The following is a 15,769-nucleotide window of genomic DNA, read 5'->3' as shown; positions in this document are numbered from 1 at the left end:
CTAAAAAAACCAGTCACTAGACTGGTTTTTTATTGTCTACGATAGAGCAAAACACCCTTTATAAAGCGATAAAGGGTCGTTTATCGAGAGAGAAACATCTTAGGGAGATTTAAATTGACCTTAATTGAGATGTTTACAGCGATTATAAAATTTTAAATATCATCAAACATCACATAGTTAGCGCTAATGTACCTCTTACTTATAAAACAAGGTTGCAAACAAAGGGTTTTAATTCCTAAAACATATAACCCTTACGCTGAGATACTCTAAACTTAAACTGAGCTTAATGCGGTAAGATCATCGTGTGATAGTCAAGCTTCCCCTTAATCAACGTTAGAATGGCTTATGAATAAAGGAGCATAAAGTTATTTAAGTTTCAGAGGTAATGTATATGAGTGTTATTTGGAAGAATCATGCAAGTCGACTGGTGGAATTCGTTAATAATAATAACGAAGTTCAAGCACATCTTTATCTTGAACAGCTAATGCTGTTTCCTTTAGATATTCAAGATAAGATAATTAATGACATTAGCCACTTGCCATATTGTAATTGTGAGTCTGTCTCAAACATCATCAGCCAATATATGATGTTTGAGCTTAAGTGATGAAAAATCTATTTAACGAGATAGCTGCTGTTCTCTTAATTTTGCCACTTCATCACGTAAATTAGCAGCTTGTTCAAACTCTAGATTTTGAGCATGGTTAAGCATTTCACTTTCAAGCTGCTTAATTTTTTTATCAATATCTTTAATAGAGAGTATTTTATAATCTGAAGCTTGCTCGGCTACATTTAATAAGGTGTTACTTGATGATACCGTACCATTATGAAGTGCATCACTAATTTTGCTAATAACTCCCCGAGGCGTAATATTATTGTCAAGGTTGTATTGATGTTGCATCTCACGTCTTCGTTCAGTTTCATCAATCGCTTTTTTCATAGAGCCGGTGATCTTCCCCGCATATAAAATAGCCCGACCATTAATATTACGGGCAGCACGTCCAATCGTTTGAATAAGTGAACGCTCTGAGCGTAAAAACCCCTCTTTATCTGCATCTAATATCGCCACTAAGGAGACTTCTGGCATATCTAAACCTTCACGTAACAAGTTAATACCAACGAGCACATCAAACTTACCTAGACGAAAGTCACGAATAATTTCAACACGCTCTACGGTATCAATGTCAGAATGTAAATAACGGGCTTTGACATTATGTTCATCTAAGTAATCAGTAAGATCTTCTGCCATTCGCTTGGTTAGCGTGGTCGCTAAAACACGCTCTTGTATCACAACACGTTTTCGAATTTCTGATAATAAGTCATCAACTTGTGTTTCGACGGGACGAACTTCGATGATAGGATCAAGCAAGCCCGTTGGACGCACTAATTGCTGAGCAATTTCATTGCCTGACTTTTCAATCTCGTAATTACTCGGTGTCGCTGAAACATAAATAGTTTGTGGCGCTAACGCTTCAAATTCATCAAACTTCATCGGACGGTTATCCAATGCAGATGGCAAACGAAAGCCATAGTTCACTAAGTTTTCTTTACGAGATCGATCGCCTTTATACATAGCACCTATTTGCGGCACGGTGACATGCGATTCATCAATAATTAATAAACCATCGTCAGGTAAATAATCAAATAAAGTCGGAGGTGCTTCCCCTTCTCCACGCCCTGATAAGTAACGAGAATAATTTTCAATACCCGAGCAGTACCCCAGCTCTGTCATCATTTCAATATCGAATTGTGTACGTTGCACGATACGTTGCTCTTCAATTAAACGATTATTATCCTTTAAGAAAGTTGCTCGCTCTTTTAACTCGATTTTTATTTTATCTATTGCTGATAAAATTTTATCTCTTGGGGTAGCGTAATGTGTTTTAGGGTATACGGTTACTCGATCTAGCGTGCGGTCAACTTGTCCAGTCAGCGGATCGAACATCGACAAGCGTTCTATTTCTTCATCGAACAATTCAACACGTAACGCCAAACGATCTGATTCAGCAGGAAATATGTCAATAACATCACCGCGCACCCGATAAGTTGCTCGTTGAAAAGCGACATCGTTACGCTTGTACTGTAATTCAGCTAAGCGTCGTAAAATATCGCGCTGGTTAATAATATCGCCAACACTAATGTGTAGCATCATTTTTAAATACGAGTCGGGATCACCCAAACCATAAATAGCAGACACTGAAGCGATAATGATAACATCTCTACGCTCTAGCAAGGCCTTGGTAGCCGACAAGCGCATTTGTTCGATATGTTCGTTTACAGAGGCGTCCTTCTCTATAAAAGTATCTGTTGTTGGCACGTAAGCTTCTGGTTGATAATAATCATAATAAGAAACAAAGTATTCGACCGCATTATTTGGAAAGAACTCTTTCATCTCACTATAAAGTTGTGCAGCAAGGGTTTTATTGGGAGCAATCATCATTGTTGGACGATTTAAGGTTGCAACAACATTGGCAATAGTAAAGGTTTTTCCTGAGCCAGTAACACCTAATAGCGTTTGATGCGCTAAGCCATCTCCAATACCATCAACTAACTGTTTAATCGCTGCTGGTTGGTCACCATTAGGGGTGTAATCTGACTTTAAATCCATTGATTTCATTAAGAAACATCCTTTGCTTGGGTAAGTTCATGCGGAAATTGTTTATCAAATAAACGGTATGAAATTATCGCCATAATAAAATTGCCAAAGACTCCACCAATGAAAAATCCTTCAAGACCATAATAAACACTGCCTAAATAGGCTAAAGGCACATAACAAACAAAAAGTCGGATAGCGCTAAGTACTAATGCGACTAAAGGCTTATGAAGTGCATTAAAAGAAGAATTAGTTAAAATAATGACGCCTTGAAAACCATAGCCTAAGGGAAGTATCCAAATAAAAAGTACAATAATATCTGCTACCGCTTGTTCTTTAGAAAAAACATCAGCGATAAATGGCGCAATTAACACCAATAGCAAATAAATAAGTAATTGTAATACCATGATAAAATTTATTGATGCTTTATAGCTTTTCTCAACCCTATGCATATTACCCGCACCAAAATTTTGGCTAATAAAAGGAGGTAAAGTCATCGACATAGCCAGCACAACTAAACAAGCTATAGATTCAATACGAGAGCCAACACCAAAGGCTGCAACAGCCGACTCACCATAATTTGCTACAATAGCGGTTAAAATAGCCGCGGCTATTGGCGTAAGCATATTAGCCCCCGCTGCGGGTAAACCGATATGTAAAATACCTCGACTCGACGCAATAAATGTTTTCAAAGGTAACAGCGTAGTGTGAATTAATTGTCGCTTGATACCGACAATATATAAAACCAGTAAAAGTCCAAAAACCCAAGAGATTAGCGTCGCAATAGCCGCACCTTGTATTCCCATGGCCGGTATAGGACCTAATCCAAAAATAAAAATAGGATCTAATATCGCATTAATTAAACCGGCACTGCCCATAATTATACTTGGCGTCTTGGTATCACCGGATGCTCTTAAAATAGCGTTACCTATCATAGGTCCAATCAAACAAATACTGCCAATAAACCAGATATCCATGTATTGATGAATAAGCGGTAATAAACTTTCACTCGCTCCCAGTAATAAAAAGGTTTCATCAATAAAATAATAACCAACACAAGATATAATACCGACAATTATTGCCGCTAAATATATCGCTGCTGTGCCTGAATTTTTTGCAGAGTCATCATTACCTTTACCTAAGGCTTTGGCAATAACGGCTGACGTGCCGATACCCAAACCTATGGTTAAACTGATCACGGTAAAGGTAATAGGAAAGGTAAAACTGATTGCTGCGAGAGGTTGTGTACCGAGTAAACCAACGAAAAAAGTATCAACCAAGTTAAAAGTCATTAACAAAACCATACCGTATATCATAGGTATCGTCATACGTTTAATGGTTTCTGCAACAGGGTCTTCGAGTAAATTGATTTTTTTCTTTTTATTTATTTCGGTCATTTAAAGGTAGCTTTTGCTTGTCTTTGCAGGAAAATAGCAAAGTATTGTAAAAGATAGTGATAAGACTCGCTATGTATATATTTTATTTCAACTTCATTTTAATTTTTTATATAAATTTAATGTTAAAAAGAAATAAATAATAACGTTAAAATATCTTTACTTTTGTATAACTCACTGCAATTGGGTATAAAAACTGACGTTGAACAAAAATCACACTAAGATAGTAAAGCAGTCAACAAAACAAGCTAAGCTATTGTTATTAAAATAAAAAGGCAAATCACCTTTATATAGCCATTTAGCTGTAACGTGCATTCTTCACCCAAGTTATACTTTTTTACACTTTAACTCACAAAGTTATCCACAGATTCAGTGGATAACTTTGTGTAATAGTAACTTATATAGCCCAAGTGTAAAAAAAGCACTGAACTTGAAGATAAAGCAGACTGAGTGTCGACAAAACAAGCAAACAAACAAAATAATGATTTATTTCTACATTTTCTGTTGACAGTTCCGTCACGGACATTTAATATCTCGCCCCGTTAGCCAAGACCCTTGGCAAACAAAACAATTCCTCAATAGCTCAGTTGGTAGAGCAACGGACTGTTAATCCGTTTGTCCCTGGTTCAAGTCCAGGTTGAGGAGCCAAATTAAGATAAGTGGCTTTGCATGTTAAAGCGGCTTTAGAAAAGAACAATTCCTCAATAGCTCAGTTGGTAGAGCAACGGACTGTTAATCCGTTTGTCCCTGGTTCAAGTCCAGGTTGAGGAGCCACATAAGATAAGCCTGCAATTATATGCAGGCTTTTTTTTATTTGAATGACTACTTCAATTAATTGACAGTAGTGAATAAAATTAGTCGCTTTTCATTATTAAAGGCAACTACATAAAGAACAATTCCTCAATAGCTCAGTTGGTAGAGCAACGGACTGTTAATCCGTTTGTCCCTGGTTCAAGTCCAGGTTGAGGAGCCACATAAGATAAGCCTGCAATTATATGCAGGCTTTTTTTTACGCTAAATTTAATGATCTGAGTAAGCTCAATAGCTCAGTTGGCAGAACAACGGACTGGGATTATATAAAGTCAGCGTTTGTCCCTGGTTCAAGTCCATAGCTAAAGAAAGAGCTAAGGAGCCACATAAGATAAGCCTGCAAATATATGCAGGATTTTTTTACGCTAAATTTAATGATCTGAGTAAGCTCAATAGCTCAGTTGGCAGAGCAACGGAATGTGCTTATATAAAGCTAGCGTTTCTCCCTGGTTCAAGTTCATAGCTAAAGAAAGAGTTAAAGAAAGAGCTGAGGATCCACATATGATAAGCCTGCAATTGTATGCCTGCAGGCTTTTTTTTACACTAAATTTAATACGTTAAATAGATTAATAGTGTTTTTGGCTATATTCATTGTCAGACAGCTAACAAGTTAACTTGTTAATCATCTAGACGGGCGATCAAGCTAGATGTATCCCAACGGCTGCCGCCTTTTTTCTGTACCTCTTCATAATAACCGTCTAATTGTTTAGTAATGGTTAAGTCAGCGCCGATCTTTTCTGCTTCACTGAACGCCATAGCTAAGTCTTTTCTCACCCAATCAACGGCAAAGCCAAAATCAAATTCTCTATCACACATCGTTTTACCACGATTATCCATTTGCCATGAACCTGCTGCACCTTTAGAAATAGTCTCTATTAGCTTATCAGTATCCAGACCTGCCTTCTGAGCAAAGTTAAGGCCCTCTGCTAAGCCTTGTACGGTGTTTACAAAACATATTTGATTAACCATCTTAGCTAACTGACCCGAGCCTACCTGCCCCATTAATTGACTAAAACGGGCATAAGCATCCATAACGGGTTTTACTTGTTCAAAAATAGTCAAGTCACCACCGGCCATAACCGTTAGTACGCCATTCTCTGCGCCTGCTTGACCACCGGATACGGGTGCATCGATAAAGTGCTTGTTTTCCAATTTTGCCAGAGCATCAAGATCTCTTGCCAGCTCTGCTGAAGCGGTAGTGTGATCGACCAAAATAGCGTCAACAGCTAAGCCAGCGAATATACCGTCATCCCCCAAAACAACTTGCCTAACATCATTGTCATTACCAACACAGGAAAAGACAATTTCGCAACCTTGGGCGGCTTCTCTTGGACTTTGAGCTAAACAGCCACCAAACTCTTTCACCCATTGTTCTGCTTTCGCAGTCGTACGGTTATAAACGCAAACGTCAAAGCCTGCCTTTTGTAAATGTCCGGCCATTGGATAGCCCATAACGCCTAAACCAACAAATGCTATTTTTTTCATATTATCTCCACGATAAATCAGCTCATAAAATCTATATTCTTCATTGATTAAATACTACGAAAAGTTGATAACAATTAATAGTAATCGTTTTATAAACATCATCTTTCTTTGTCATTAATACGATTCTAATTATTCATACTTTTTTGTAGATAACAAAAAAGCCGTCATCCTGAACTCGTTTCAGGATCTAGTCACTTAAATACTTAAATACTGAAATAAATTCAGCATGACGACCTTAGTGTCTGGTCACTGAGATGCTGAAATAAACTCAGTATGACGTCCTTAAGATCTGGTCACTTAGATGCTGAAATAAATTCAGTATGACAACCTTAATAGTGTGGTACTGCTTTTTTGTAGATAATAAAAACTCCGTCATCCTGAACTCGTTTCAGGATCTGGTTACGGAGGTACTTAGATACTGAAATACATTCAGTATGACAACCTTAGGATCGGGTCACTTAGATACTGAAACAAGTTCAGCATGACGACCTTCGGAACTGGTCACTTAGATTCTGAGGTTCTGAAACCAGTTCAGCATGACGACCTTAGGATCTTTTGATTTAGGTACTGAAATAACAGGGCTTAACATAAAAAAGCCCATTATTTTCATAATGGGCTTGGTCTCTTTCACTGGGTTTAATCTAGTTACGTATTAAATATATTCGACTGAAACAATCTCATATTCAACAACGCCACCAGGTATGGTGATTTCAACTTCAGAATCAACTTCTTTACCAATTAAACCACGGGCAATTGGTGAGTTTAATGAAATACGGCCGGTTTTAAAGTCGGCTTCATCATCGCCTACAATTTTATAAGTAACTTCAACTTCGGTTTCAATGTTTAATAAGGTAACTGTTGTACCAAAAAGCACTTTGCCATGATTGGGTATCTTAGTGATATCGATAACTTGAGCATTACACAGTCGACCTTCAATATCTTGAATTCGGCCTTCACAAAAGCCCTGCTCTTCTTTAGCCGCATGGTATTCTGCATTTTCTTTTAAATCACCATGTTCACGGGCAACAGCGATATCTTTAACAATACGTGGGCGTTTTTCTGTTTTTAAAACTCTAAGCTCTTCTTTCAGCTGTTCAGCACCAAGAAGTGTCATTGGATATTTTGTCATTTCTCTCTTCTTTTTAAATGATAAAGGTGGCTTACTTAAAAAGTATAACCACCCTTATATAACAATTTTTTATAAAGTATTTATCTCATAATAAATAAATGCCTTACATACTTCAATATTAATTACATTGCTTATGCAATTCTTGTATTGATGTTACCGTATTTCTATCATCAGCTGCATGAGATTGGCATGTTGCAAATGCTGCGTTCAAAGTAGTCGTGTATGCCACTTTATAGCGCAATGCTCCTCCACGCAAGACTTTAGAATCTTCAATCGCTTTTCGACCTTCTGTGGTGTTAATAATATAGCTATATTCACCATTTTTGATTCTATCAAGAATATGCGGACGGCCTTCTTGTACCTTATTAACTAAGCGACATGGAATATTAGCTTCACCTAGGATAATCGCTGTGCCATGAGTAGCATCGACGTCATAACCTAAAGCGACCAACTGTTTCGCTAAATCAACCACACGTACTTTATCACTGTTACGAACAGAGATTAACGCACGACCTGATTTAGGCACAGATACACCGGCACCTAAACAAGCTTTTGCGTATGCTTCTTCAAATGTCTTACCAACGCCCATCACTTCGCCCGTAGAGCGCATTTCAGGACCAACCAAAGGATCACTACCATGAAACTTGTTAAACGGAATAACCACTTCTTTCACTGAAAAGTATGGAGGAATAATTTCTTTCGTTATCCCTTGTTCTCTTAGTGACTTGCCTGCCATGACACGTGCGCCAATTTTAGCTAGTGGCACAGATGTCGCTTTAGAAACAAACGGTATGGTACGTGCAGCACGAGGGTTTACTTCAATAATGTAAACTTCGTTATCTTTAACCGCCATTTGTGTGTTCATTAAGCCAATAACGCCTAACTCAAATGCTAAGTCGGTAACCTGCTTGCGCATAACATCTTGGACTTCTTGGCTTAAACTATAAGCTGGCAATGAACATGCTGAGTCACCTGAGTGTACACCCGCTTGTTCAATGTGTTGCATAATACCGCCAACAACAACGTCAGTACCATCACAAACAACGTCGATATCGACTTCAATCGCATCATCAAGAAAATGGTCAAGCAAGACCGGTGAATCATTTGAAACACTAACAGCTTCAGTCATGTATCGACGTAAATCATCTAGGTCATAAACAATTTCCATCGCACGGCCACCTAAAACATAAGATGGACGAACAACTAATGGAAAGCCAATACCTTCAGCTTTCGCCATTGCTTCTTCTAATGACGTCACCGTCGCATTTTCTGGTTGTAATAAACCTAAGCGTTCAACGGCTTGTTGAAAACGCTCTCTATCTTCTGCTCTATCGATTGCATCAGGAGAGGTACCAATAATAGGCACTCCGGCTGCTTCTAAAGCACGCGCTAATTTAAGCGGTGTTTGACCACCGTATTGCACAATAACGCCTTTAGGTTTTTCGATACGAACAATTTCAAGAACATCTTCAAAAGTGATAGATTCAAAATATAAACGGTCTGATGTGTCGTAATCGGTTGAAACAGTTTCAGGATTACAATTGACCATGATAGTTTCATAACCGTCTTCGCGTAATGCTAATGCCGCATGTACACAACAGTAATCAAATTCAATACCTTGACCGATACGGTTTGGACCGCCACCTAAGATCATAATTGATTCTTTATCGGTTGGGTTTGCTTCACACTCTTCATCGTAGGTTGAATACATGTAAGCTGTATCTGAACTAAATTCAGCCGCACAGGTATCAACACGTTTGTATACCGGGAAAATATTAGCTTTATGGCGTTTTTTACGTACTTCAGCTTCGGCTATACCAATTAAATCGGCAAGGCGAGAATCAGCAAAACCTTTACGTTTAAGTTTACGTAAATAGTCGGCGGTTAATATTTTTAAGCCGCCGGCAGCAACTTTAGCTTCTTCTAAAACGATATCTTCGATTTGAATAAGGAACCAACGGTCAACCATAGTTAAGCGATAAATATCGTCAACTGATAAACCTAAGCGAAACGCATCAGCGATATACCAAATACGATCAGCGCCAGCTTCTTGAAGTTCGTGCATAATTTTAGTTTTAGCGCCCGGCTGAGTAACATCAACCATAGAGTCAAAACCATTTACGCCAACTTCTAAGCCACGTAACGCTTTTTGTAATGATTCTTGTTGGTTACGGCCAATGGCCATTACTTCGCCAACTGATTTCATTTGCGTGGTTAAACGGTCTTCACAGCCAGCAAATTTTTCAAAATTAAAACGTGGAATCTTAGTAACAACATAATCGATAGTCGGTTCAAATGATGCTGGAGTTGCGCCGCCGGTAATATCGTTAGTTAATTCGTCAAGCGTATAACCGACCGCTAATTTTGCAGCAATCTTAGCAATTGGGAAACCTGTTGCTTTTGAAGCAAGTGCTGATGAACGTGAAACACGTGGGTTCATCTCGATAATAACCATGCGGCCAGTGTTAGGACAAATACCAAACTGTACGTTGGACCCGCCTGTTTCTACGCCAATTTCACGTAAAACCGCAATCGATGCATTACGCATGATTTGGTATTCTTTATCAGTTAACGTCTGTGCTGGAGCAACCGTAATAGAATCACCGGTATGAATACCCATAGGATCAAAGTTTTCAATCGAACAAATAATAATACAGTTATCATTTTTGTCGCGAACCACTTCCATCTCATACTCTTTCCAACCAATTAATGATTCATCAATCAATAATTCAGAGGTTGGCGAGAGATCTAATCCCCGAGTACAAATTTCATGGAACTCTTCGCGGTTATAAGCGATACCACCACCCGTGCCTCCCATAGTAAATGAAGGTCGAATGATACAAGGAAAGCCTAAAATTTTACTAGCGGCGTGTGCTTCTTCAATCGTATGAACAATTTCAGCATTTGGTGTATCTAAGCCGATTGCTTTCATGGCTTTATCGAAACGAGAACGATCTTCAGCTTTATCAATCGCATCAGCTGTTGCGCCGATCATTTCAACATTAAATTCTTTTAATACGCCTTTTGCTTCAAGTTCTAAAGCACAGTTTAAAGCCGTTTGACCACCCATAGTCGGTAAAACCGCACAAGGACGTTCTTTTTCAATGATCTTACGTACAACTTCCCAGTGAATAGGCTCAATGTAAGTTGCATCGGCCATTTCAGGGTCTGTCATGATAGTTGCAGGGTTTGAGTTAACTAAAATAACTCGGTAGCCTTCTTCACGAAGTGCTTTACAGGCTTGTGCGCCTGAATAATCGAATTCACATGCTTGACCAATAACAATTGGGCCAGCGCCTAAGATCAAGATACTTTTTAAATCGGTACGTTTTGGCATTTTTCAGTTCTCTCTATATCTTGTTTAAGGGCTAAGCTTTGGCTTCGTTCATTAAATCGATAAAATGATCAAATAATGGTGCTGCATCTGCAGGACCAGGACTTGCTTCAGGATGACCTTGAAAACTAAATGCAGGCTTATCGGTGCGATGTACACCTTGAATTGATTGGTCAAATAATGACACATGCGTTACTTTCAAATTCGCGGGCATTTTATTTTCATCAATCGCAAAACCATGGTTCTGCGCAGTTATCATCACGACATTACGTTCAAAGTCTTTCACGGGGTGATTGCCACCGTGATGACCAAATTTCATTTTAATGGTACCCGCTCCACTGGCTAAGCCAAGAAGTTGATGACCTAAACAAATACCAAAGATTGGCGTTTGTGTTTCTAAAAATGATTGAATAGCAGAAATCGCATAGTCACAAGGCTCTGGATCGCCTGGGCCATTTGATAAGAATATGCCATCTGGATTCATTGCTAAAACATCAGCGGCTGGTGTTTGTGCTGGCACTACTGTTACCTTACAACCACGGTCTACTAACATGCGCAAAATATTGCGTTTGGCACCGAAATCGTAAGCAACCACATGAAACTTCGAGTTTTCAGGGGTAATATGACCTTTTCCTAATTCCCAGCTGCCTTCTGTCCATTGATATTGTTCTTTGGTTGAAACAACTTTGGCTAAATCCATGCCTTTAAGACCTGGAAATGCTTTTGCTTGAGCTAAAGCGTCTGTTTCTGCAGCCTCAGACATTGTATCTAGGGTCATGATACAACCGTTTTGAGCGCCTTTCTCCCGAAGAATACGTGTTAGTTTGCGCGTATCAATATCAGCAATACCTAAAACATTACGTGCCTTTAGGTAGTCGCTTAAATTCTGTTCATTTCGAAAATTACTCGCTAATAGCGGTAAGTCACGAATAACTAAACCTTTTGCCCAAATAGTGTTTGATTCTTCATCTTCACTGTTGGTACCTGTATTACCTATATGCGGGTAAGTTAGGGTAATAATTTGCTCTGCATATGATGGGTCGGTAAGAATTTCTTGGTAACCGGTCATTGAAGTATTGAATACTACTTCACCAACAGCCGCTCCGTCTGCACCAATAGCGGTGCCTTTAAATACAGTGCCGTCTTCAAGCACTAAAATGGCAGATTTAGTCAATTTAACCTCCGTAAAGAAGAAAGAAGCTTAACGATGCAACTAAAAAACATCATTAAGTACAAATTACGTGTCGGCTGTTTCCTAATGAAACACCCATAAAAAATGCCAAAAATTTCGTTATTACTAACAGAACTACTAAATTTTTGACAAAATCCACTTATTTTACGCTTGTATCACATATTCGTCTAGCGATAATTGTAAAAACTAAGCGTTTAATTGAATATTCAGTTAAAACAGCCAAAAGTAACTGTTTTCTCTAAAAATAAATTACTTCAAGCCTAAAACATCTTGCATATCATAAAAGCCATTATCTGCTTCACTTAACCAGAATGCGGCTCTCATAGCACCTAATGCGAAAGTCATTCTTGAACTTGCGCGATGGGTGATTTCTAACCGCTCACCAATATCAGCAAAAAAAGCGGTGTGCTCTCCAACGATATCTCCAGCTCTAACTGTCGCAAAACCTATGGTCTCTTTATCACGTTCACCTGTGATACCTTCGCGACCATAAACAGCCACTTTATTTAAGTCTCTACCTAAAGTGTCTGCTATAACTTGCCCCATTTTTACTGCTGTACCTGATGGAGCATCTTTCTTAAATCTATGGTGTGCTTCAAATATTTCTATATCAGTATAGTCACCAATTGCTTTTGCGGTAACTTCTAGTAGTTTAAACATTAAATTAACACCGACACTAGTATTTGGCGCTAAAATCACTGGCATAAGTTCGCCTGCTTTTTCAATAACACTCACTTGCTCGTCACTGAAGCCCGTAGTACCAATAACGAGTGCTTTATGATGTTGTTGACACCATTTAAGATTATCTAAAGTGGTTTCAATAGCCGTAAAGTCAATAAAAACATCAGCATCGAGTAAGTCGTTTAAGTTAGTTGCTGTTTTTTGGCCAATAGCGCCAATACCAGCGAGTTCGCCTAAGTCAAAATTAACAAACGATGAAGACGCTCGAACCGTGCCACCGACAAGTTCAATAGACTTATGCTCAACGGCTGCTTGAATTAAGTTACGGCCCATTCGGCCGCTGCATCCTAAAATGGCTACTTTTACTTTCATTTTAATCTCTATAAATTTATTTTATCTACTAGATTACTTTAGCGCACTAACGCTAATGGCAATGCTAATTCAATACTATTAGATAAGTCGTGTGAAACCACACTCATTATTTTAAACTGCTCATCTACCTTAACGACATGGAAAAATGCGGTAAAATCAGCAAAAACTTGATCTTTGTCATCAAAGAAAGCCCAATCAACACATATATCGATAGACGAATTATCTGCATAATTATAACTTGCTGAAGTTGGTATTATCTTTCGGGTTTTTGCATGCGTTAAAACCGTAAAGATATCTTTAAATTCTTGATTGAAACTTTCACTATTCACTAAATAAGCAATTTTATCTGGGGTATGTAACGTACAAGGTAAATGATAACAAGCACGAGCTGCCTTTAAATCACAATGTTCAAAGGCAGTAATATAATCTTTAAATAATTTGATCAGTGCTTGCTCTAACATACATCTCTACTTGATTGCTTTGTTATGGTTAATCACTATGGGTTTATATTTTATCATTTTAGCGTATTCGTCGTTCTTTGCCATCTATGGCGTCACGACATACGGGCATAAAAAAGCCCTCAACGGAGGGCTTTAAAAACTAATTAGCTAACAATTGCTAATAATTCAACTTCAAATACTAACGTTGAATAAGGTGGTATAGCACCTTGTGAGCCTTGCTCACCGTATGCCAAGTGGTAAGGAACGTATAAACGCCACTTAGAACCTTCGGTCATTAACTGTAATGCTTCAGTCCAACCTGGGATAACACCACCAATTGGGAATTCAGCAGGTTGACCGCGATCTACAGAACTATCAAAAATGTCGCCATTGATGAAAGTACCATGATAATGAGTACGAACTGTGCTTGCTGCTGTTGGCTTCTCGCCATCACCTGTTGCTAAAACTTCATATTGAAGGCCAGATTCAGTAACAGTTACTTCATCACGCTTAGCATTTTCAGCTAAGAATTTTTCGCCTTCAGCTGACATTTCTTTAGCTGCGGCTTGCTCTAACTCTTGCATTTTTTTAGAAACAACAGAAAACGCGGCATTTAAATCTTCGTCTGATACTTGGCTTGCTGAATTAGCAATAGCATCGGCCAAACCTGCTTGTACAGCAGATACGTCAAACTCTTTAAAAGGGTTATTACGTAATTGATCACCTAATTGACGACCTACGCCGTAACTTACACGTTGCTCAATTGTTTCAAATGTATTCTCTGACATGATATTCCTTATGTTTTCGCCGACACAGTTATTGTGTAAAAATGGCAATTAGATAAAAATTCGCGATAGGATAACATAAACAGCTACTGGTCTGTAGCTTGAACTTAAGACATTTGGTTATTTTATATAATTTCCGGTTATGGCTATGCTTTCGTTATTATTTTGCTATCGATTTAGTTTACGATAGACTAGCGTTAACTTAATGTTAAAGATAAATTTTATGAATAAAGATATCGTTATTTCTTCTCCAGAGAAGCGTTTACTTAGCCTGTTACCTTTTGGGGTTTTTCTTGGTTTATTTCTGGGCACCGGTATTGTCCTTACCCTACAAGGCGTTGAGTTTGCTTTTTATCAACTCCCTGCCAGCATCGCTATTATTCCAGCCATCTTAGTGGCTATATATTTAGGTAAAGACAGTATTAATGATCAAGTGAGCCAATTTATTTCTGGAGCTGGTCATGCAAACATTATTACTATGTGTGTTATTTATCTACTCGCTGGTGCTTTTGCAACAGTTGCCAAGACAACCGGGAGTGTTGATGCTAGCGTTCAGCTAGGTTTATCTTTTTTCCCTGATTACTTACTACTGCCGGGCTTATTTTTAGTGGCGGCTTTTATTGCTACTGCCATGGGTACTTCAATGGGCACCATCGCTGCGATTGCGCCGGTTGCATTAGGCTTTATAGAGTCTGCCGATTTAGACGCTTCAATTGTTGCTGGCTGTATTATTTCAGGCGCTATTTTTGGCGATAATTTATCAATAATATCTGACACCACCATAGCATCGACGCGCAGTCAGGGTGCGCACATGAAAGACAAATTTAAAGTCAATTTTAAATTTGCCGTACCTGCGGCAATTTTATGTCTCATTATTTATGCTTCAATGGGAATAACGATTCCACATGAACAAACCCAAGATATTAACGTACTTGGCTTATTACCCTATTTGGTCATACTAACGTTAGCGTTAATGGGTCTTAATGTGTTTGTCGTATTAGTTGTTGGTATTATCCTCGCGGCTGCAATAGGCATGTACGACAATGGCTATCAATTATCGGCATGGGTCAGTGATATCAATGCTGGCTTTGCTAGTATGCAAGACATTTTTATTCTTTCGCTGTTTATTGGTGGTTTAAGCGAACTGATCAAACGCCAAGGAGGCTTAGCCGCGCTAACCCATGCAATTGAGCACTTTGCGCGAAAGCTCAACCCCAACAATAAAAAACGTGCCGCCGGTTTAGGTATCGCTTCGTTAGCATTTACTTGTAACTTTTTTACCGCAAATAATACGGTATCAATTATTGTTACGGGTGAAACAGCGAAAGAATTAGCAGAAGATGGACAACTCAGCCCAGCACACTCGGCAAGCTTATTAGATATTTACGCTTGTATTAACCAAGGATTACTACCTTATGGCGCGCAAGCTCTACTGCTAGGGGCAACCTTGAAAATATCACCTATTGAAGTGGTATCAAGTGCTTTTTATCCGATGATCTTGCTAGTTGTCGCCAGTATTGCTTTTTGGCGCATCACTAAGTAGCTTGCCAAAAGTAG

General features: G+C 38.7%; 10 protein-coding genes and 3 tRNA genes. 4 read left to right on the top strand and 9 right to left on the bottom strand.

The annotated features are described in order from the left end of the window. Positions 1-616: 616 nt before the first annotated feature. Together uvrB and A3Q34_RS17375 are read right to left on the bottom strand one after the other, a co-directional pair. Complete coding sequence (gene uvrB, locus A3Q34_RS17380) at positions 617-2,614, bottom strand: excinuclease ABC subunit UvrB (RefSeq protein ID WP_070376491.1); 1,998 nt, start codon at positions 2,612-2,614, stop codon at positions 617-619. Further along, positions 2,614-3,987 (bottom strand): MATE family efflux transporter, encoded by a 1,374-nt coding sequence (locus A3Q34_RS17375; protein ID WP_070376490.1) that lies wholly within the window; start codon positions 3,985-3,987, stop codon positions 2,614-2,616. Before A3Q34_RS17375 ends, uvrB begins: the two co-directional genes overlap by 1 nt. 569 nt (positions 3,988-4,556) lie before the next feature. On the opposite strand from A3Q34_RS17375, the gene A3Q34_RS17370 reads away from it, so the two are divergent. From A3Q34_RS17370 to A3Q34_RS17360, 3 genes are all read left to right on the top strand, one after another. Then, positions 4,557-4,632: transfer RNA gene (locus A3Q34_RS17370), tRNA-Asn, on the top strand. 50 nt (positions 4,633-4,682) lie between these two features. After that, positions 4,683-4,758: transfer RNA gene (locus tag A3Q34_RS17365), tRNA-Asn, on the top strand. A gap of 123 nt (positions 4,759-4,881) precedes the next feature. Then, positions 4,882-4,957 (top strand) — tRNA-Asn (locus tag A3Q34_RS17360). Positions 4,958-5,412: 455 nt separating this feature from the next. On the opposite strand, the gene A3Q34_RS17355 is transcribed toward A3Q34_RS17360, so the two are convergent. The 7 genes from A3Q34_RS17355 to A3Q34_RS17325 form a co-directional block, all read right to left on the bottom strand. Next, positions 5,413-6,279, bottom strand: coding sequence for an NAD(P)-dependent oxidoreductase (locus A3Q34_RS17355; protein ID WP_070376489.1), 867 nt, complete (start codon positions 6,277-6,279; stop codon positions 5,413-5,415). Between the two features lie 652 nt (positions 6,280-6,931). Continuing rightward, positions 6,932-7,408 carry a transcription elongation factor GreA gene (gene greA, locus A3Q34_RS17350; protein ID WP_070376488.1) on the bottom strand — a complete coding sequence of 159 codons (477 nt, stop codon included), beginning with the start codon at positions 7,406-7,408 and terminating at the stop codon, positions 6,932-6,934. A 118-nt stretch (positions 7,409-7,526) separates the two neighbouring features. After that, complete coding sequence (carB, locus tag A3Q34_RS17345; RefSeq protein ID WP_070376487.1) at positions 7,527-10,745, bottom strand: carbamoyl-phosphate synthase large subunit; 3,219 nt, start codon at positions 10,743-10,745, stop codon at positions 7,527-7,529. 31 nt (positions 10,746-10,776) lie between these two features. After that, positions 10,777-11,916, bottom strand: a complete 1,140-nt coding sequence (carA, locus tag A3Q34_RS17340) for a glutamine-hydrolyzing carbamoyl-phosphate synthase small subunit (protein ID WP_070376486.1) — start codon at positions 11,914-11,916, stop codon at positions 10,777-10,779. Between the two features lie 267 nt (positions 11,917-12,183). Further along, positions 12,184-12,987: a 4-hydroxy-tetrahydrodipicolinate reductase gene (dapB, locus tag A3Q34_RS17335; RefSeq protein ID WP_070376485.1), complete on the bottom strand. Its 804-nt coding sequence runs from the start codon at positions 12,985-12,987 to the stop codon at positions 12,184-12,186. Between the two features lie 38 nt (positions 12,988-13,025). Next, complete coding sequence (locus A3Q34_RS17330) at positions 13,026-13,448, bottom strand: hypothetical protein (RefSeq protein WP_070376484.1); 423 nt, start codon at positions 13,446-13,448, stop codon at positions 13,026-13,028. A 143-nt stretch (positions 13,449-13,591) separates the two neighbouring features. Then, positions 13,592-14,215 (bottom strand): FKBP-type peptidyl-prolyl cis-trans isomerase, encoded by a 624-nt coding sequence (locus A3Q34_RS17325; RefSeq protein WP_070376483.1) that lies wholly within the window; start codon positions 14,213-14,215, stop codon positions 13,592-13,594. 220 nt (positions 14,216-14,435) lie between these two features. Here A3Q34_RS17325 and A3Q34_RS17320 point away from each other — a divergent pair, with 220 nt between their 5' ends. Then, a complete protein-coding gene (locus A3Q34_RS17320; RefSeq protein ID WP_070376482.1) occupies positions 14,436-15,755 on the top strand; it encodes a Na+/H+ antiporter NhaC family protein in 1,320 nt (439 codons plus the stop codon). Positions 15,756-15,769 lie beyond the last annotated feature (14 nt).

It is taken from the genome of Colwellia sp. PAMC 20917 (assembly GCF_001767295.1).
In the GTDB taxonomy this organism is placed as follows: Bacteria; Pseudomonadota; Gammaproteobacteria; order Enterobacterales; family Alteromonadaceae; genus Colwellia_A.
The sequence above is the reverse complement of the archived record's forward strand: the minus strand, read 5'-3'. Positions and strand labels throughout refer to the sequence as shown.